This window comes from Geminicoccus roseus DSM 18922, assembly GCF_000427665.1.
GTDB lineage: Bacteria > Pseudomonadota > Alphaproteobacteria > Geminicoccales > Geminicoccaceae > Geminicoccus > Geminicoccus roseus.
The window spans coordinates 1,068,306-1,080,883 of the sequence record NZ_KE386572.1 but is presented as its reverse complement, the minus strand read 5'-3'; the positions used below and the strand labels follow the sequence as shown (position 1 = coordinate 1,080,883).

The window sequence follows — 12,578 nt, the reverse complement described above, 5'->3', positions numbered from 1 at the left end:
CTCAGGCGCTCCCGGAAACAGGTCAAAGATCGACCGCGCGCTTCTCGTCGATCGACTGCTGGGCGGCCAGCACGATCTTCAGGCTGTTGACCGCATCGTCCATCGATTCGGTAAGGTCGATGTCCTCCACGATCGTCTTCAGGAACCAGGCCTGCTCGCGGTCGCACAGTTCCTGGTGGTTCGGCTCGTCCTCGGTGGAGATCCACTCGTCCGGCCGCTTGAAGCGGTTGTCCGCATCCAGCTCCGCGTGGTGCAGCTTGATCGCGTTGGTCTTGGTGTGCTGGTCGATGTCGGCCGAATCGGACAGCTTGTCCGCCTTCGCCTCGTTCTGGCCGTCCTGCGGCTTGTAGGCGATGCTGGCCGAGCCCTTGGGTCCCACGATGTCCTTCACGAAATAGGCGACCTCGGACATCATCGGCCCCCAGCCGGCCTCGTACCAGCCGACCGAGCCGTCGTCGAACTGCACGTGCAGGTGCCCGTAGTTCTGCACCTTGGTCTCGTTCGACAGCTTGGCGCCGATGCCGTGGACGCGCACCGGCTTCGCCCGGGTGAGCTGGCACATCACGTCGACATAGTGCACGCCGCAGTCGACGATCGGCGTCAGGCTCTCCATCAGCGCCTTGTGCCAGGGCCAGGCCTCGCCCGAGGACTGCTGGTTCAGGTTCATGCGCATGACCAGGGGCTTGCCCAGGGTCTGGCCGATCTCGACGAACTTCGCCCAGGCCGGGTGCACCCGCAGGATGTAGCCCAGCACCAGCTTGCGCCTGGTTTCCTTGGCCTTCGCCACCACCCGCTGCGCGTCGGCAAGCGTGGTCGCGATCGGCTTCTCCATGAACACGTGCGCGCCCGCGTCCATGGCGCGGATCGCGTAGTCGGCATGGCTGTTGGGATAGGTGTTGATCGACACCGCGTCCGGCTGGGTGGCCTTCAGCGCCTGGTCGAAGTCCTGGAAGAGCGGCACCCCCCGCAGTTCTTCCGGCAGCTTGTCCTTCTTCGCCTCGATGGTCCGGCTCATCAGCCCGACCAGCTCGAACCCGTCCAGCTTCTGGTAGGCCTTGGCATGGCTCACCCCCATGTTGCCCACGCCCACCACGAGTACTTTCACCGGCGCCATGTCCGCTCCTCCCTCCGCTTTGCGCGGATGGTAGGCGATGCGCGCGCCACCGCAACTCCCGGCGCCAGCTTGGCCCCGGAAATGGGCCGGCCTCAGGTCGCGCAGTCCAGATAGCCGCGATACCCGACCTCGAGGCTCTGCCCGATCTGGAAGACCATGACCGCCTCCTGGCGCAGCATGTCGTCCTGGGCCCAGGCTTCGCCGTCGCGGTCGGGCGACACCGCGATGCGGATCGGGTCGCGGGCCAGGACCATCCCCAGCCCGGCCCCGTCCTCGGCCATCGCCCCGGCCAGGACGATCAGGTTCCCGTTCACCTTGACGACGCCGTCGCCGATCGTCCCCGCCGGCTGCCGGTTCACCGCCAGCACCGGCTCCCCGAATCCTGTGTAGCGGAACAGGCAGCGCAGCCCCGCCCCGAGCGCCTTGGTGATCTCCGCGTCGTTCATCGTGGCCGGGTCGAGGGTGGAGACGTCGGCCCCGGTGATCGCTTCCAGGGCCGGCAGGATCGGCGCGACCTCCTCCGCCCGCACCGGCTGGATCTGGTCGTCGTCGGCTTCGTCCTGGCCGCACCCCGCGAGCAGCCCGGCCGCCATGGCCGGCAGGAGAAGCCATCCGGCGGGCCGGAGGAGCGACCGTTCCATCAGTCCCGCGCCTCCAGGTCGCCAATGAGGTGCTTCATCTCCGAGATCTCGCGCTCCTGCGCCTCGATGATCTCGTCGGCCAGCTTGCGCACCCGCGGGTCGGAGATCTGCGCGCGCTCGCTGGTGAGGATGGCGATCGAGTGGTGCGGGATCATGGCCCGCATGTAGTCGACCTCGTCCACGGTCGCCTGGCTGCGCACCAGCCAGAGCGAGAGGGCGAACGCGAGCACCGAGCCGCCGAAGATCGCAAGGTTCACCCTCTGCTTCCGGTACATGCCGAGCATGAAGCCCAGCATGATGACCGACATGGTCGAGCCCATCACCAGCGCCATCCAGGCCCGGGTCTCGCTCCAGAACACATGCTCGAACGCATAGGTGTTCAGGTACATCAGCCCGTACATGACGACCGTGGAGGTCGCGATCATGGCGGCGAAGCGCCAGTAGCTCATGCCCATGGGGCTCCGTCCTCCGCTGCCGGTGACCCCGGCCGTCGCCGCCGGCAGCACCGTTCCATCCCCGGGGGATGGGAAGGCAACGGGCCCTGCCCGGAGGCGGTTCCCCGGCCGATGGCCACCCTGCCCGTCATCCGCCGGCTCCCGGCAGGCAGGTCCTATTCGTCCGCTGCGTCTTGACGGCTGGTCGAAACTGTTGCGACCTTCACATTTGATGAGGGGGAGGGCTCAGCGGCAAGCTTGGCCCGGGCGGCGCGCTGGCACGACGAGTGCCCCGGGGGACCGGCAGCGCCGCAAGAAGGGGAAGTGATGACTGCGGGATCGTCAGGTCGTCCGAAACTGTCGGTGGAGGAAGCCGGCAAGTTCTACGATACGCCCACCGGCCGCACCCACGCGCTCGAGCATTTCTCGATGGAGGTCCGGGACGGCGAGTTCGTCTGCGTCGTCGGCCCCTCGGGATGCGGCAAGTCCACCCTGCTCTGGTCGATGGCCGGCCTGCACCCCTTGTCCTCCGGCAAGATCATGCTGGACGGCCAGCAGGTCCTCAGCCCTTCGCCGCAGATCGCCATGGTGTTCCAGGAGGCCAACCTGCTGCCCTGGCGCTCGCTCCAGAAGAACCTGGAACTGCCCTTCGAGATCCGCCGCCAGGCCCCGGCCGGCGACCGCATCCGGCAGCTCCTGGAGCGGGTCGGCCTGGCCGGCTTCGAGGACAAGTACCCCCGCGAGCTGTCGGGGGGCATGCAGCAGCGCGCCTCGATCGTGCGCGCGCTCTCGGTCGATCCCTCGCTGCTCCTGATGGACGAGCCGTTCGGCGCGCTCGATGCGTTCACCCGCGACGAGATGAACCTGCTGATCGAGGAGATCTGGCTGGAAACGCAGAAGACCGTCGTCTTCATCACCCACTCGATCCCCGAGGCCGTGTTCCTGGCCGACCGCGTCTATGTGATGTCGGCCAGGCCCGGCCGGCTTTCCCGGGTGTTCGACATCGACATCCCCAGGCCCCGGCCCCTGGAAGTGCAGAGCGCCGGCCACTTCGTCGAGCTGGTCGCCGAGATCAAGGCCTCGATCGAGCACAAGGCGCCCGCGCGCGCCGCCGCCTGACCGCACCGGGAAAGACCAGCATGGCATCCGTCGACCGCGATCTCGCTGAGAAGATCCCGACCTTCGAGAAGCACACGGGCGGCGAGACCGTCGGCGTGTCCAACTGGTCGGGCGTGTCCGGCCAGCTCGGCCTGATCAAGTCCGGCAAGGAGTGGGCGCTGATCGCCTTCGTGGCGGTGGCGCTGATCGGCGGGCTGGAGTTCCTGCTGCGCTTCAACGAGGTGCCGACCTACATCATGCCGACGCCGAGCCTGATCGGCGCGGCGCTGGTGAACGACTTCCCGCTGATCGCCCCCCATGTCCTGGACACGCTGATCGAGCTTCTGTCCGGCTTCGCGATCGGCGCCACGGTCGGCTTCGTGCTGGCCGCGCTGGTGACCCAGTTCCCGCTGCTGGAACGGATCATCGCGCCCTACATCCTCCTGCTGGTCACCACCCCGATGCTGGCGCTGGTGCCGCTGCTGATCCTCAAGCTGGGCTTCGGCTACAGCCCGCGCATCATCGCGGTGGCCCTGGCGTCCGGGCCGATGGTGATGATCAACTCGGCCACCGGCTTTCGGCGGACCGACCTCGCCAAGATCGCGCTGGCGCGCAGCTTCGGCGCCTCCACCCTGCAGATCTTCCTCAAGATCCGCATCCCCATGGCGATGCCGATGGTGATCGTGGGGCTGATGGTGGGCTCGATCTTCGGCCTGCTCACTGCGGTGGGCGCCGAGATGGTGGGCGGCAGCTTCGGGCTGGGCAACCGGCTGACCTATTATTCGTCGCTGATCCAGATGCCGCAGTTCTTCGCCTGCATCGTGCTGTTGGCGGTGATCGGCATCTCGATCTACGTGTTCTTCTATTGGCTGGGAAAGAAGTACGCCGGCTGGGAGTCCTGATCGGCGCATCCTAGAAGAGGGAGCAATCGATGTTCGGTCTGGACAGGCGCAACTTCGTGGGCCTCGGCCTCGCCGCCGCCGGCACGCTGGCGGCCCCCCGGTTCCTGATGGCGCAGGAATCCAACAACACGGTCCGCTGGGTCAGCCCGCGCGGCACCATCGAGGTGCTGGACGACTATCCCTACTGGGTTTCCAAGAAGTTCGGCTGGTTCGGCGACATCCAGACCACGCTGGAGCCGGGTCCCATGGAGGCGACCGCCACCATCAAGCTGGTCGACCAGGACCAGGCCGATATCGGCTTTCCGAGCCCGGGCGTGTTCTCTCTGGGCCTGGAGCAGGGGATGCCGCTGAAGTCGGTGTTCCACATGGGTGCTTACGACACGTTCAGCTTCGCGTTCCGCAAGGGGGAGAAGCCGGACGACATCAAGAAGCTCGCCGGCATGAAGGTGCTGGTCGGCTCGATCGGCTGGAAGGCGATCATCGACCCGATGCTGGCCCAGGTCGGGGTCGACCCGGCCTCGGTCGAGTATCTGGAAGCCGGCCAGCTCTGGGGCCCCGCCCTGCAGCAGGGCCAGGGCGACACCGCGCTCTGCTGGGAAGGCCTGCGCGCGCAGTGGTTCGGGCAGGGGCTCGATTACGACTACATCCTGCCCTACGACTTCTCCAAGTTCCCGGCCAACACCTTCGTGATCCGCACCTCGGACTTCGAGGACGAGGCCAAGAAGTCGCTCTACGAGAACTACTTCAAGGCCTGGGCGATGGGCCTGGAGTTCGGCCACCAGAACCCGCGCGCCACCACCCAGATCGTGCTGGAGCAGTTCCCGGCCCTGGCCAGCACGCTGACCCCCGAGATCGCCACCGAGTCGATGATGCAGCTGGCCAAGATCTTCCGCGGCCCCTGGGAGCAGCGCCAGGGCTGGGGCTGGCACGACATGGGCCAGTGGCAGGGCTATTTCGACGTCATCCACGAGATCGGCCAGATCACCAGCCCGGTGAAGGCCGAGGACGTCTGCAAGAACGACTACATCGCGGCTGCCAACCAGTTCGACCAGGAGGCGGTGACCACCGCCTCGAACGATTTCGAGCTGTCGGAGGACTACCAGGCGGTCGACGTGGCGGCGATCGAGGCGCGCCTCTGAAGCCAGCCTTCCTGCGGGGACAGCCGTGGCCGTCCCCGCAGGAACTGGCGGTTCGACCCTTAGAACGGCCCGAGAAAGTCCAGCTTGCCCAGGGGCACGCCCTGCTCGCGCAGGATCGCGTAGGCGGTGGTGACATGGAAGAAGAAGTTCGGCAGGGCGAAGGTCAGCAGGTATCCCTGGCCGTCGAAGCGCAACTCCATGCCGCGTGGGCGTAGCACGATCTCGCGGACCTCGCTGCCGTCGAACTTCTCGGCCGGCACGCTCTCCAAAAAGGCGATGGTCTTGGCGACCCGCTCCTGGAGTTCGGGAAAGCTGGCCTCGGTGTCGGGGAAGCTCGGCAGCTCGACGCCGGCCAGCCTCGCCGCGGCTCCCTTGGCCGCATCGCTGGCGCTCTGCACCTGGCGGGCGAGCGGGAACATGTCCGGCGCCAGCCGCGCCTCGATCAGCAGCGACGGCGCCTCGCCTCGGTCCGCGGCATGCCGCTCGGCCTTGGCGAGGATCGCCGACAGGCTGCGCAGCTGGCGCAGGAACACCGGCATGGAAGCCTGGTACATCGAGAGCGGCATGGAACCTCGTCAGGCGATGGAGCGGGTTTCCTGATGTGGGGAGCGGGCGGCCCGATCGAAGAGGGGGAGGCCGCGTGTTCTCGGTGGCGCTTGCCATGCTCCTGCGGCTAAGCCTGCCGCCAACGGAACGCCATGGCACCTGGAAGTCATGGCAGTGGGGGGGATGATGATGCAGGTGCGCGAGGGCGAGGCGCCGTTTGGCGAGTGGCGGACATGGTACCGCGTCACCGGCGACCTCGGGAACGGCCGCCCGCCCATGGTGGTCCTCCATGGCGGCCCCGGCTGCACCCATGACTATGTGGATTCGCTGAAAGACATCGCCGCCACCGGGCGCGCCGTCATCCATTACGACCAGCTCGGCAACGGCCGCTCCACCCACCTGCCGGACAAGGGCGCCGATTTCTGGACCGTCCAGCTGTTCCTGGACGAGCTCGACAACCTGCTGGACCATCTGGGCATCGCCGGCGCCTACCATGTGTTCGGCCAGTCCTGGGGCGGCATGCTCGGCTCCGAGCACGCGATCCGCCGGCCGGGCGGCCTGCGCTCGATCGTGATCGCCAACTCGCCGCCCTCGATGGCGCTCTGGGTCGAGGAGGCCAACCGGCTGCGCGAGGAACTGCCGCCGGAAATCCAGGCAGTGCTGCTGAAGCATGAGGCAGCCGGCACCACGCTCGATCCCGAATACGCCGAGGCCATGAAGGGCTTCTACGAGCGCCATGTCTGCCGGATCGTGCCGATGCCGGACGAGGTCGCCCGCACCTTCAAGGCGATCGAGGACGATCCGACCGTCTACTTCACCATGAACGGCCCGTCCGAGTTCCATGTGATCGGCACGCTGAAGTCCTGGTCGGTGATCGACCGGCTGCACCGGATCGACGTGCCGGTCCTGCTGGTCTCGGGCCGCTACGACGAGGCCACGCCCAAGGTGGTCCAGCCGTTCGCCGACCACATCAAGGACGTGCGCTGGACGATCTTCGAGCAGTCCAGCCACATGCCGCACGTGGAAGAGCGCGATTCTTGCATGCAGCTGGTCGCCGCGTTCCTGGACGAGAACGACGGCCGGGATTGAGGGGGATGTTGTCGATGTGGCGTGAGATCGAGCCGGACCGGACCCACGAGGTCCGGATCGACGGCGGCTTCAAGGTGGTCGCCTACGAGTTCGGGTCCGGCGACGAGACCGTATTCTGCCTGAACGGCGGCCCGGGCCTCGCCTGCGACTACCTGCGCGACGCCCATTCCTGCCTGGTCGACCAGGGCTACCGGGTGGTCGCCTTCGACCAGCTGGGCACCGGCAAGGCCGACCAGCCGACCGACACCGCGCTCTGGACGATCACCCGCTATGTCGAGGAGACCGAGCAGGTCCGCAAGGCGCTGGATCTGGGCAAGGTCCACCTGCTCGGCCACAGCTGGGGCGGCTGGCTCGGGATCGAGTTTGCGCTCACCTATCCGGACGCACTGAAGACCCTGATCCTGGAGGACACGGTCGGCGACATGCCGCACCTGATCTCCGAGCTGGAGCGGCTGCGCGCGGCGCTGGGTCCGGAGACGGTGGCGATGATGCAGCGCCACGAGGCCGAGGGCACCCTCGACCATCCGGAATACCAGGCGGCGGTGACCATCCTGAACTACCGCCATGTCTGCCGCCTCGACGAGTGGCCGGCGCCGGTCAAGCGCTCGCTCGACAGCTGGAACATGGGCCCCTACGGGACCATGCAGGGACCCAACGAGTTCCTCTACACCGGCAACCTGAAGGACTGGAACCGGATCCCGGACATGCACCGGATCACCGTTCCGACCCTGATCACGGTGGGCCAGCACGACGAGCTCACCCCCGCCTGCGCGCTGAAGATGAAGCTGGCCCTGCCGGACGCCGAGCTGCACTGCTTCCCCAACAGCAGCCACATGCCGTTCTACGAGGAACCGCACGCCTATTACCCGGCGCTCCTGGCCTTCCTCGACAAGCACAAGGCCCGCTGATGTCCGAGCGTTCGGTGCTGTCCGACGGCTTCGTCGTCTGGGACGACCGTCCGGCCGACGTGACCGTCGAGGTCGCGGTCGGCGGCGGCCACAAGGTGAAGGCCTATTCCTATGGCGAGGGCGACGAGGTCGTCTTTCTCCTGAACGGCGGGCCTGGCCTGCCCTGCAACTATCTGCGGGCGCCCTTGGTCCCGCTTGCCGGCCATGGCTACCGGGTCGTGGTGCACGATCAGCTCGGCACCGGCGCCTCCGACCACCCGGACGACCGGTCGCTGTGGACGCTGGAGCGCTATGTCGAGGAGGTCGAGGCGGTCCTGGACGCGCTGGGCCTGAAGCGCGTCCACTTCCTGGGCCACAGCTGGGGCGGCTGGTGCGGGATCGAGTACGCGCTGAAATATCCCGGCCGGATCGCCTCGATGATCCTGTCCAACACCGCGGCCGACATCCCGCATCTGATGGGCGAGATCGAGCGCCTGCGCATGGCCCTGGGTGCCGAGACGGTCGCGATGCTCCAGCGCTTCGAGGCGCTGGGGAACTACGAGCACCCGGCCTACAAGGCAGCGATCGACCTGCTCGACTACCGGCACATCCGCCGCCTGCCCGAGCGGCCCAAGCCCGCCGCCGACAGCAAGGCCGGCTTCAACATGCCGATCTACATGGCCGTGCAGGGCCCCAACGAGTACCATTATGTCGGCTCGATCACGACCTGGAACCGGATCGACCAGCTGCACCGCTTCACCTGGCCGACCCTGGTGATCAACGGCCAGCACGACGTCCTCACCCCGGCCTGCGGGATGCGGATGGTGCACGCCTTGCCGCGCGGCGAGATCCGGATCTTCCAGAACAGCTCGCATTCGCCGTTCTATGAGGAGCCGCAGGCCTATCGCCGGGCCGTGCTCGACTTCCTCGACCGCCAGAGGGCCTGAGCCCCGATGCATCGCTTTCGCTTCGTGCTCTGGCGCCCCCTGCAGCTCCTGCCGGTGCTGTTCGGGATCAGCGTCATCACCTTCGTCCTGATCCGGATGATCCCGGGCGATCCGGCGCGCCTCCTGCTCGGTACCCGCGCCACGCCCACCGCTTTGGCCCGGATCCGCGAGCAGTATGGGCTCGATGAGCCGCTCTGGACCCAGTATCTCTATTTCCTGAACAACCTGTTCCACGGCGAGATGGGCCGCTCGATCGTCTACAAGATCGGCGTGCTCGACCTGATGGCGAACCGGATCCTGCCGACCCTCCTGCTGGTGCTGGGCAGCGTCGTGCTGGCGCTGCTGATCGCGATGCCGCTGGCCTCCATCGCCGCCAAGAATCGCGGCCGGACCGCCGACCACGCGATCCGGATCATCTCCACCGCCGGCCTGGGCCTGCCCGCCTTCTGGCTCGGCATCATGCTGATCATCCTGTTCAGCGTGAAGCTCGGCCTGTTCCCGGTGGCGGGCTTCGGCGACGGCCTGCTCGACCGGCTGCACCACATGGTGCTGCCCTGCCTGACCGTGGCGCTGGCGCTCTCGGCGGTGCTGACCCGCAACCTGCGCGCGGCGATGATCGCGGAGATGGGCTCGGACCAGGCCACCGCCGCCCGCGCGCGCGGCCTGCCCGAGAACGTGATCTTCCGCCGCCATGTCCTGCCGAACTCGCTGGTGCCGACCATCAACCTGCTGGCGGTGAACATCGGCTGGCTGATCGGCGGCTCGGTGGTGGTGGAGAGCGTGTTCTCCCTGCCGGGCATGGGCCAGCTCCTGGTGCGCGGCATCTTCTCCCGCGACTACATGGTGGTGCAGGCGGTGGCGATGGCGTTCGCGGTGGCGACCGTGCTGATCAACTTCCTGGCCGATATCCTGACCGTGGCCATCGACCCGCGGGTGCGGCTGTGAGCGCGGTCGCTGTCGCCCGGCCGGCGAGGAGCCTGCCCAGGCTGCCGGCCCCGCTGGTCCTGGGTGCCCTGGTGATCGGCTGCTGGGTGGTGCTGGCGCTGGGCGCGCCGTGGATCGCTCCCTACGACCCGATCGCCCAGGACCTGTCCGCCACCCTGCAGCCGCCCTCGGCCGCGCATTGGCTCGGCACCGACAATTTCGGGCGGGACATCCTGTCCCGGGTGATCTGGGGGGCCAGGGTCGACCTGCAGATCGGGCTGATCGGCGTGGTGTTCCCGTTCATGATCGGCACCAGCATCGGGGCTGTCGCCGGCTATGCCGGCGGGATCGTCGACACGGTGTTCATGCGGGTGATCGACGTGGTGCTGGCCTTCCCGTTCCTGGTGCTGATGATCGCGATCATCGCGATCCTGGGCCCGGGCCTGGCCAGCTTCTACATCGCCATGGCCCTGGTCGGCTGGGTCTCCTACGCCCGGCTGATCCGCGCCCAGGTCCTGGTGCTCAAGCACGCCGACTTCGTGCTGGCCGCGAAGAGCCTGGATTTCGGCCATGCCCGCATCCTGTTCCGCCACATCCTGCCCAACGCCATCACCGGCTCGATCGTGTTCGCCATGTCGGACGTGGTCCTGGTGATCCTGTCCGGCTCGGCGATCTCCTATCTGGGCCTGGGCGTGCAGCCGCCCACCGCCGAATGGGGCATCATGATCGCCGAAGGGCAGGGCTTCATCACCACCGCCTGGTGGATCACCGCTTTTCCGGGGTTCGCCATCGTGATCCTGGCGTTCGGCTTCTCGCTCCTGGCCGATGGCCTGGGCGAGCTTCTGGGAGTGCGCGAATGACCGCCCCCCTCCTGGACGTCCAGGGCCTGACCATCGCCTCGGCCCGCGGCAGCGTGGTCGAGGACGTCACCTTCGCCATCGAGCCCGGCGAGGTGCTGGGCCTGGTCGGCGAGAGCGGCTCCGGCAAGACCGTGACCTGCCGCTCGCTGATCGGCCTGCTGCCGGCGGGCTCGCTCTCCGTCACCGCGGGCTCCGTGCGCCTGGAAGGTCGCGACATCGCCGGGCTCGATCCGCTGGCGCTGGGCAAGGTGCGCGGCCGGCAGGTCGGGATGATCTTCCAGAACCCGTCCAGCCACCTGGACCCGGTGATGCGGATCGGCGACCAGATCGGCCTGGCGGTGCGCCACCATCTGGGCCTCTCGCGCAAGGAGGCGCGCGCCCGCGGGATCGAGCTGCTCCGCCAGGTCGGCATCCCCGACCCCGCCGCCCGGATCGACAGCTACCCGCATGAGCTGTCCGGCGGGATGCGCCAGCGCGCCATGATCGCGACCGCCCTCGCCTGCGACCCGAAGCTGGTGATCGCCGACGAGCCGACCACCGCCCTGGACGTCACCGTGCAGGCGCAGATCCTGCGCCTCCTGCTCAACCTGCGCGACCAGCGCGGCGTCTCGATCCTGCTGGTCACCCACGACCTGGGCGTGGTGGCGCAGACCTGCGACCGGATCGCGGTGATGTATGCCGGGCGGATCGCCGAGAAGGGCGACAAGCGCCAGGTCCTGGCCAGCCCGCATCATCCCTACACGCGGGCGCTGATCCGCTGCCAGCCGGCCAGCGGCGGCGGGGTCGGTCTCCTGCCCAGCATTCCCGGCCAGCCGCCGCTGGCCGGCGCCATGCCGCCCGGATGCCGCTTCCACCCGCGCTGCGAGCGGATGCACGCGGTCTGCCGGGAGCGCCAGCCCGCGCTGGAGCGGCAGGCGGACGGCGGCGAGGCGGCCTGCCTGTTCCCGGTCCACGCTCCCGTCCTGGAGGAAGTGTCGTGACCGCGTCCCTGATCGAGGCCAGCGACCTCGTCGTCCATTTCCGCACCGGCGCCGGCACCGTGCAGGCGGTCAACCAGGTGTCGCTCGCGGTGCGCCCGGGCGAGACCCTGGGCCTGGTCGGCGAGAGCGGCTGCGGCAAGAGCACGCTCGGCCGGACCATGATGGGCCTGATCCCGCCGACCGGCGGCCAGATCCGCTTCGACGGCCGGGAGGTCGTCGACCGGGCCGGCTGGGCGGCGCTGCGCCGGCAGACCGCGATGATCTTCCAGGACCCGCTGAACTCGCTCAACCCGCGCGCCCGGGTCGGCGACATCCTGGCCGAGGTGCTGCGCGTCCATGGCAAGGCGTCCGGGGCCGCGGTCCGGCCGCGGGTCGAGGAACTGCTGACCCTGGTCGGCCTGCGCCCGGAATTCGCCGACCGCAAGCCCGGCACCCTGTCCGGCGGGCAGTGCCAGCGGGTCGGCATCGCCCGGGCCCTGGCGATCGAGCCGAGGCTGGTGATCGCCGACGAATGCGTGGCGGCGCTGGACGTGTCGATCCAGGCGCAGATCATCAACCTGCTGATCGAGCTGAAGCAGAAGATGGGTCTGGCGCTGATCTTCATTGCCCACGACCTGGCCCTGGTCCGCCGCCTGTGCGACCGGGTGGCGGTGATGTATCTGGGCCGGATCGTCGAGGAGGGCCCGGTTGAGCAGGTGTTCGGTCAGCCGCTGCACCCCTACAGCGAGGCGTTGATCCGGGCGATCCCGGAGATCGACCCGGACCGGCCCCTGCCGGTGCCGAGCCTGGAGGGCGACCCGCCCAGCCCCTTGCGCCTCCCCTCCGGCTGCGCCTTGCATCCGCGCTGCCCCAAGGCGTTCGCCGCCTGCACGGGCGGCCGCCATCCCGAACTTTTTCCGCTGGGGCAGCGCGCCGTCGCCTGCCTGTTGCACAGTCCGGCCAGGGAAGCCGCCTGAACCGGTCGTCCATAAGGAGTAAATCCATGCATCGACGCAGTCTCCACGCTCTCGGCCTCGC

Annotated in this window: 14 protein-coding genes; 10 read left to right on the top strand and 4 right to left on the bottom strand. The window is 68.3% G+C overall.

What is annotated here, in order from left to right:
* Positions 1-22 precede the first annotated feature (22 nt).
* From GEMRO_RS0106400 to GEMRO_RS0106390, 3 genes are all read right to left on the bottom strand, one after another.
* Positions 23-1,114, bottom strand: coding sequence for a Gfo/Idh/MocA family protein (locus GEMRO_RS0106400; RefSeq protein ID WP_027133346.1), 1,092 nt, complete (start codon positions 1,112-1,114; stop codon positions 23-25).
* 92 nt (positions 1,115-1,206) lie between these two features.
* Entirely contained in the window at positions 1,207-1,755 is a 549-nt protein-coding gene (locus GEMRO_RS0106395) for a DUF6692 family protein (protein ID WP_027133345.1), read from the bottom strand.
* A complete protein-coding gene (locus GEMRO_RS0106390; protein WP_027133344.1) occupies positions 1,755-2,210 on the bottom strand; it encodes a DUF305 domain-containing protein in 456 nt (151 codons plus the stop codon). The genes GEMRO_RS0106395 and GEMRO_RS0106390 overlap by 1 nt, the downstream gene beginning before the upstream one ends.
* Before the next feature lie 306 nt (positions 2,211-2,516).
* On the opposite strand from GEMRO_RS0106390, the gene GEMRO_RS27965 reads away from it, so the two are divergent.
* Genes GEMRO_RS27965 through GEMRO_RS0106375 form a run of 3 tightly spaced genes read left to right on the top strand, consistent with a single transcriptional unit; the run spans position 2,517 to position 5,328 of the window.
* On the top strand, positions 2,517-3,308 hold the full coding sequence (locus GEMRO_RS27965) for an ABC transporter ATP-binding protein (protein ID WP_035484839.1): 792 nt from the start codon (positions 2,517-2,519) through the stop codon (positions 3,306-3,308).
* Between the two features lie 20 nt (positions 3,309-3,328).
* Positions 3,329-4,189, top strand: coding sequence for an ABC transporter permease (locus GEMRO_RS0106380; RefSeq protein WP_035484837.1), 861 nt, complete (start codon positions 3,329-3,331; stop codon positions 4,187-4,189).
* A gap of 29 nt (positions 4,190-4,218) precedes the next feature.
* Positions 4,219-5,328, top strand: coding sequence for an ABC transporter substrate-binding protein (locus GEMRO_RS0106375; RefSeq protein WP_027133342.1), 1,110 nt, complete (start codon positions 4,219-4,221; stop codon positions 5,326-5,328).
* 59 nt (positions 5,329-5,387) lie between these two features.
* On the opposite strand, the gene GEMRO_RS0106370 is transcribed toward GEMRO_RS0106375, so the two are convergent.
* Positions 5,388-5,894 carry a DUF1993 domain-containing protein gene (locus GEMRO_RS0106370; RefSeq protein ID WP_027133341.1) on the bottom strand — a complete coding sequence of 169 codons (507 nt, stop codon included), beginning with the start codon at positions 5,892-5,894 and terminating at the stop codon, positions 5,388-5,390.
* A 148-nt stretch (positions 5,895-6,042) separates the two neighbouring features.
* On the opposite strand from GEMRO_RS0106370, the gene GEMRO_RS0106365 reads away from it, so the two are divergent.
* Genes GEMRO_RS0106365 through GEMRO_RS0106335 form a run of 7 tightly spaced genes read left to right on the top strand, consistent with a single transcriptional unit; the run spans position 6,043 to position 12,517 of the window.
* A complete protein-coding gene (locus tag GEMRO_RS0106365; RefSeq protein ID WP_240476616.1) occupies positions 6,043-6,963 on the top strand; it encodes a proline iminopeptidase-family hydrolase in 921 nt (306 codons plus the stop codon).
* A gap of 14 nt (positions 6,964-6,977) precedes the next feature.
* Positions 6,978-7,871: a proline iminopeptidase-family hydrolase gene (locus tag GEMRO_RS0106360; protein WP_027133339.1), complete on the top strand. Its 894-nt coding sequence runs from the start codon at positions 6,978-6,980 to the stop codon at positions 7,869-7,871.
* Complete coding sequence (locus GEMRO_RS0106355) at positions 7,871-8,797, top strand: proline iminopeptidase-family hydrolase (RefSeq protein ID WP_051328759.1); 927 nt, start codon at positions 7,871-7,873, stop codon at positions 8,795-8,797. Before GEMRO_RS0106360 ends, GEMRO_RS0106355 begins: the two co-directional genes overlap by 1 nt.
* A 6-nt stretch (positions 8,798-8,803) precedes the next feature.
* Entirely contained in the window at positions 8,804-9,742 is a 939-nt protein-coding gene (locus tag GEMRO_RS0106350) for an ABC transporter permease (RefSeq protein ID WP_027133337.1), read from the top strand.
* A 41-nt stretch (positions 9,743-9,783) separates the two neighbouring features.
* Complete coding sequence (locus tag GEMRO_RS0106345) at positions 9,784-10,581, top strand: ABC transporter permease (RefSeq protein WP_407645421.1); 798 nt, start codon at positions 9,784-9,786, stop codon at positions 10,579-10,581.
* On the top strand, positions 10,578-11,561 hold the full coding sequence (locus tag GEMRO_RS0106340) for an ABC transporter ATP-binding protein (protein ID WP_027133335.1): 984 nt from the start codon (positions 10,578-10,580) through the stop codon (positions 11,559-11,561). The genes GEMRO_RS0106345 and GEMRO_RS0106340 overlap by 4 nt, the downstream gene beginning before the upstream one ends.
* Entirely contained in the window at positions 11,558-12,517 is a 960-nt protein-coding gene (locus tag GEMRO_RS0106335) for an ABC transporter ATP-binding protein (protein WP_027133334.1), read from the top strand. The genes GEMRO_RS0106340 and GEMRO_RS0106335 overlap by 4 nt, the downstream gene beginning before the upstream one ends.
* Positions 12,518-12,578 lie beyond the last annotated feature (61 nt).

Bases quoted from the DNA above. Each gene is read 5' to 3' on its own strand.
- GEMRO_RS0106340 (WP_027133335.1), top strand. From the start codon at position 10,578: ATGACCGCCCCCCTCCTGGACGTCCAGGGCCTGACCATCGCCTCGGCC.
- GEMRO_RS0106395 (WP_027133345.1), bottom strand. From the start codon at position 1,755: ATGGAACGGTCGCTCCTCCGGCCCGCCGGATGGCTTCTCCTGCCGGCC.
- GEMRO_RS0106360 (WP_027133339.1), top strand. From the start codon at position 6,978: ATGTGGCGTGAGATCGAGCCGGACCGGACCCACGAGGTCCGGATCGAC.
- GEMRO_RS0106375 (WP_027133342.1), top strand. From the start codon at position 4,219: ATGTTCGGTCTGGACAGGCGCAACTTCGTGGGCCTCGGCCTCGCCGCC.
- GEMRO_RS27965 (WP_035484839.1), top strand. From the start codon at position 2,517: ATGACTGCGGGATCGTCAGGTCGTCCGAAACTGTCGGTGGAGGAAGCC.
- GEMRO_RS0106390 (WP_027133344.1), bottom strand. From the start codon at position 2,210: ATGGGCATGAGCTACTGGCGCTTCGCCGCCATGATCGCGACCTCCACG.
- GEMRO_RS0106380 (WP_035484837.1), top strand. From the start codon at position 3,329: ATGGCATCCGTCGACCGCGATCTCGCTGAGAAGATCCCGACCTTCGAG.
- GEMRO_RS0106400 (WP_027133346.1), bottom strand. From the start codon at position 1,114: ATGGCGCCGGTGAAAGTACTCGTGGTGGGCGTGGGCAACATGGGGGTG.
- GEMRO_RS0106370 (WP_027133341.1), bottom strand. From the start codon at position 5,894: ATGCCGCTCTCGATGTACCAGGCTTCCATGCCGGTGTTCCTGCGCCAG.
- GEMRO_RS0106350 (WP_027133337.1), top strand. From the start codon at position 8,804: ATGCATCGCTTTCGCTTCGTGCTCTGGCGCCCCCTGCAGCTCCTGCCG.
- GEMRO_RS0106365 (WP_240476616.1), top strand. From the start codon at position 6,043: ATGGCAGTGGGGGGGATGATGATGCAGGTGCGCGAGGGCGAGGCGCCG.
- GEMRO_RS0106355 (WP_051328759.1), top strand. From the start codon at position 7,871: ATGTCCGAGCGTTCGGTGCTGTCCGACGGCTTCGTCGTCTGGGACGAC.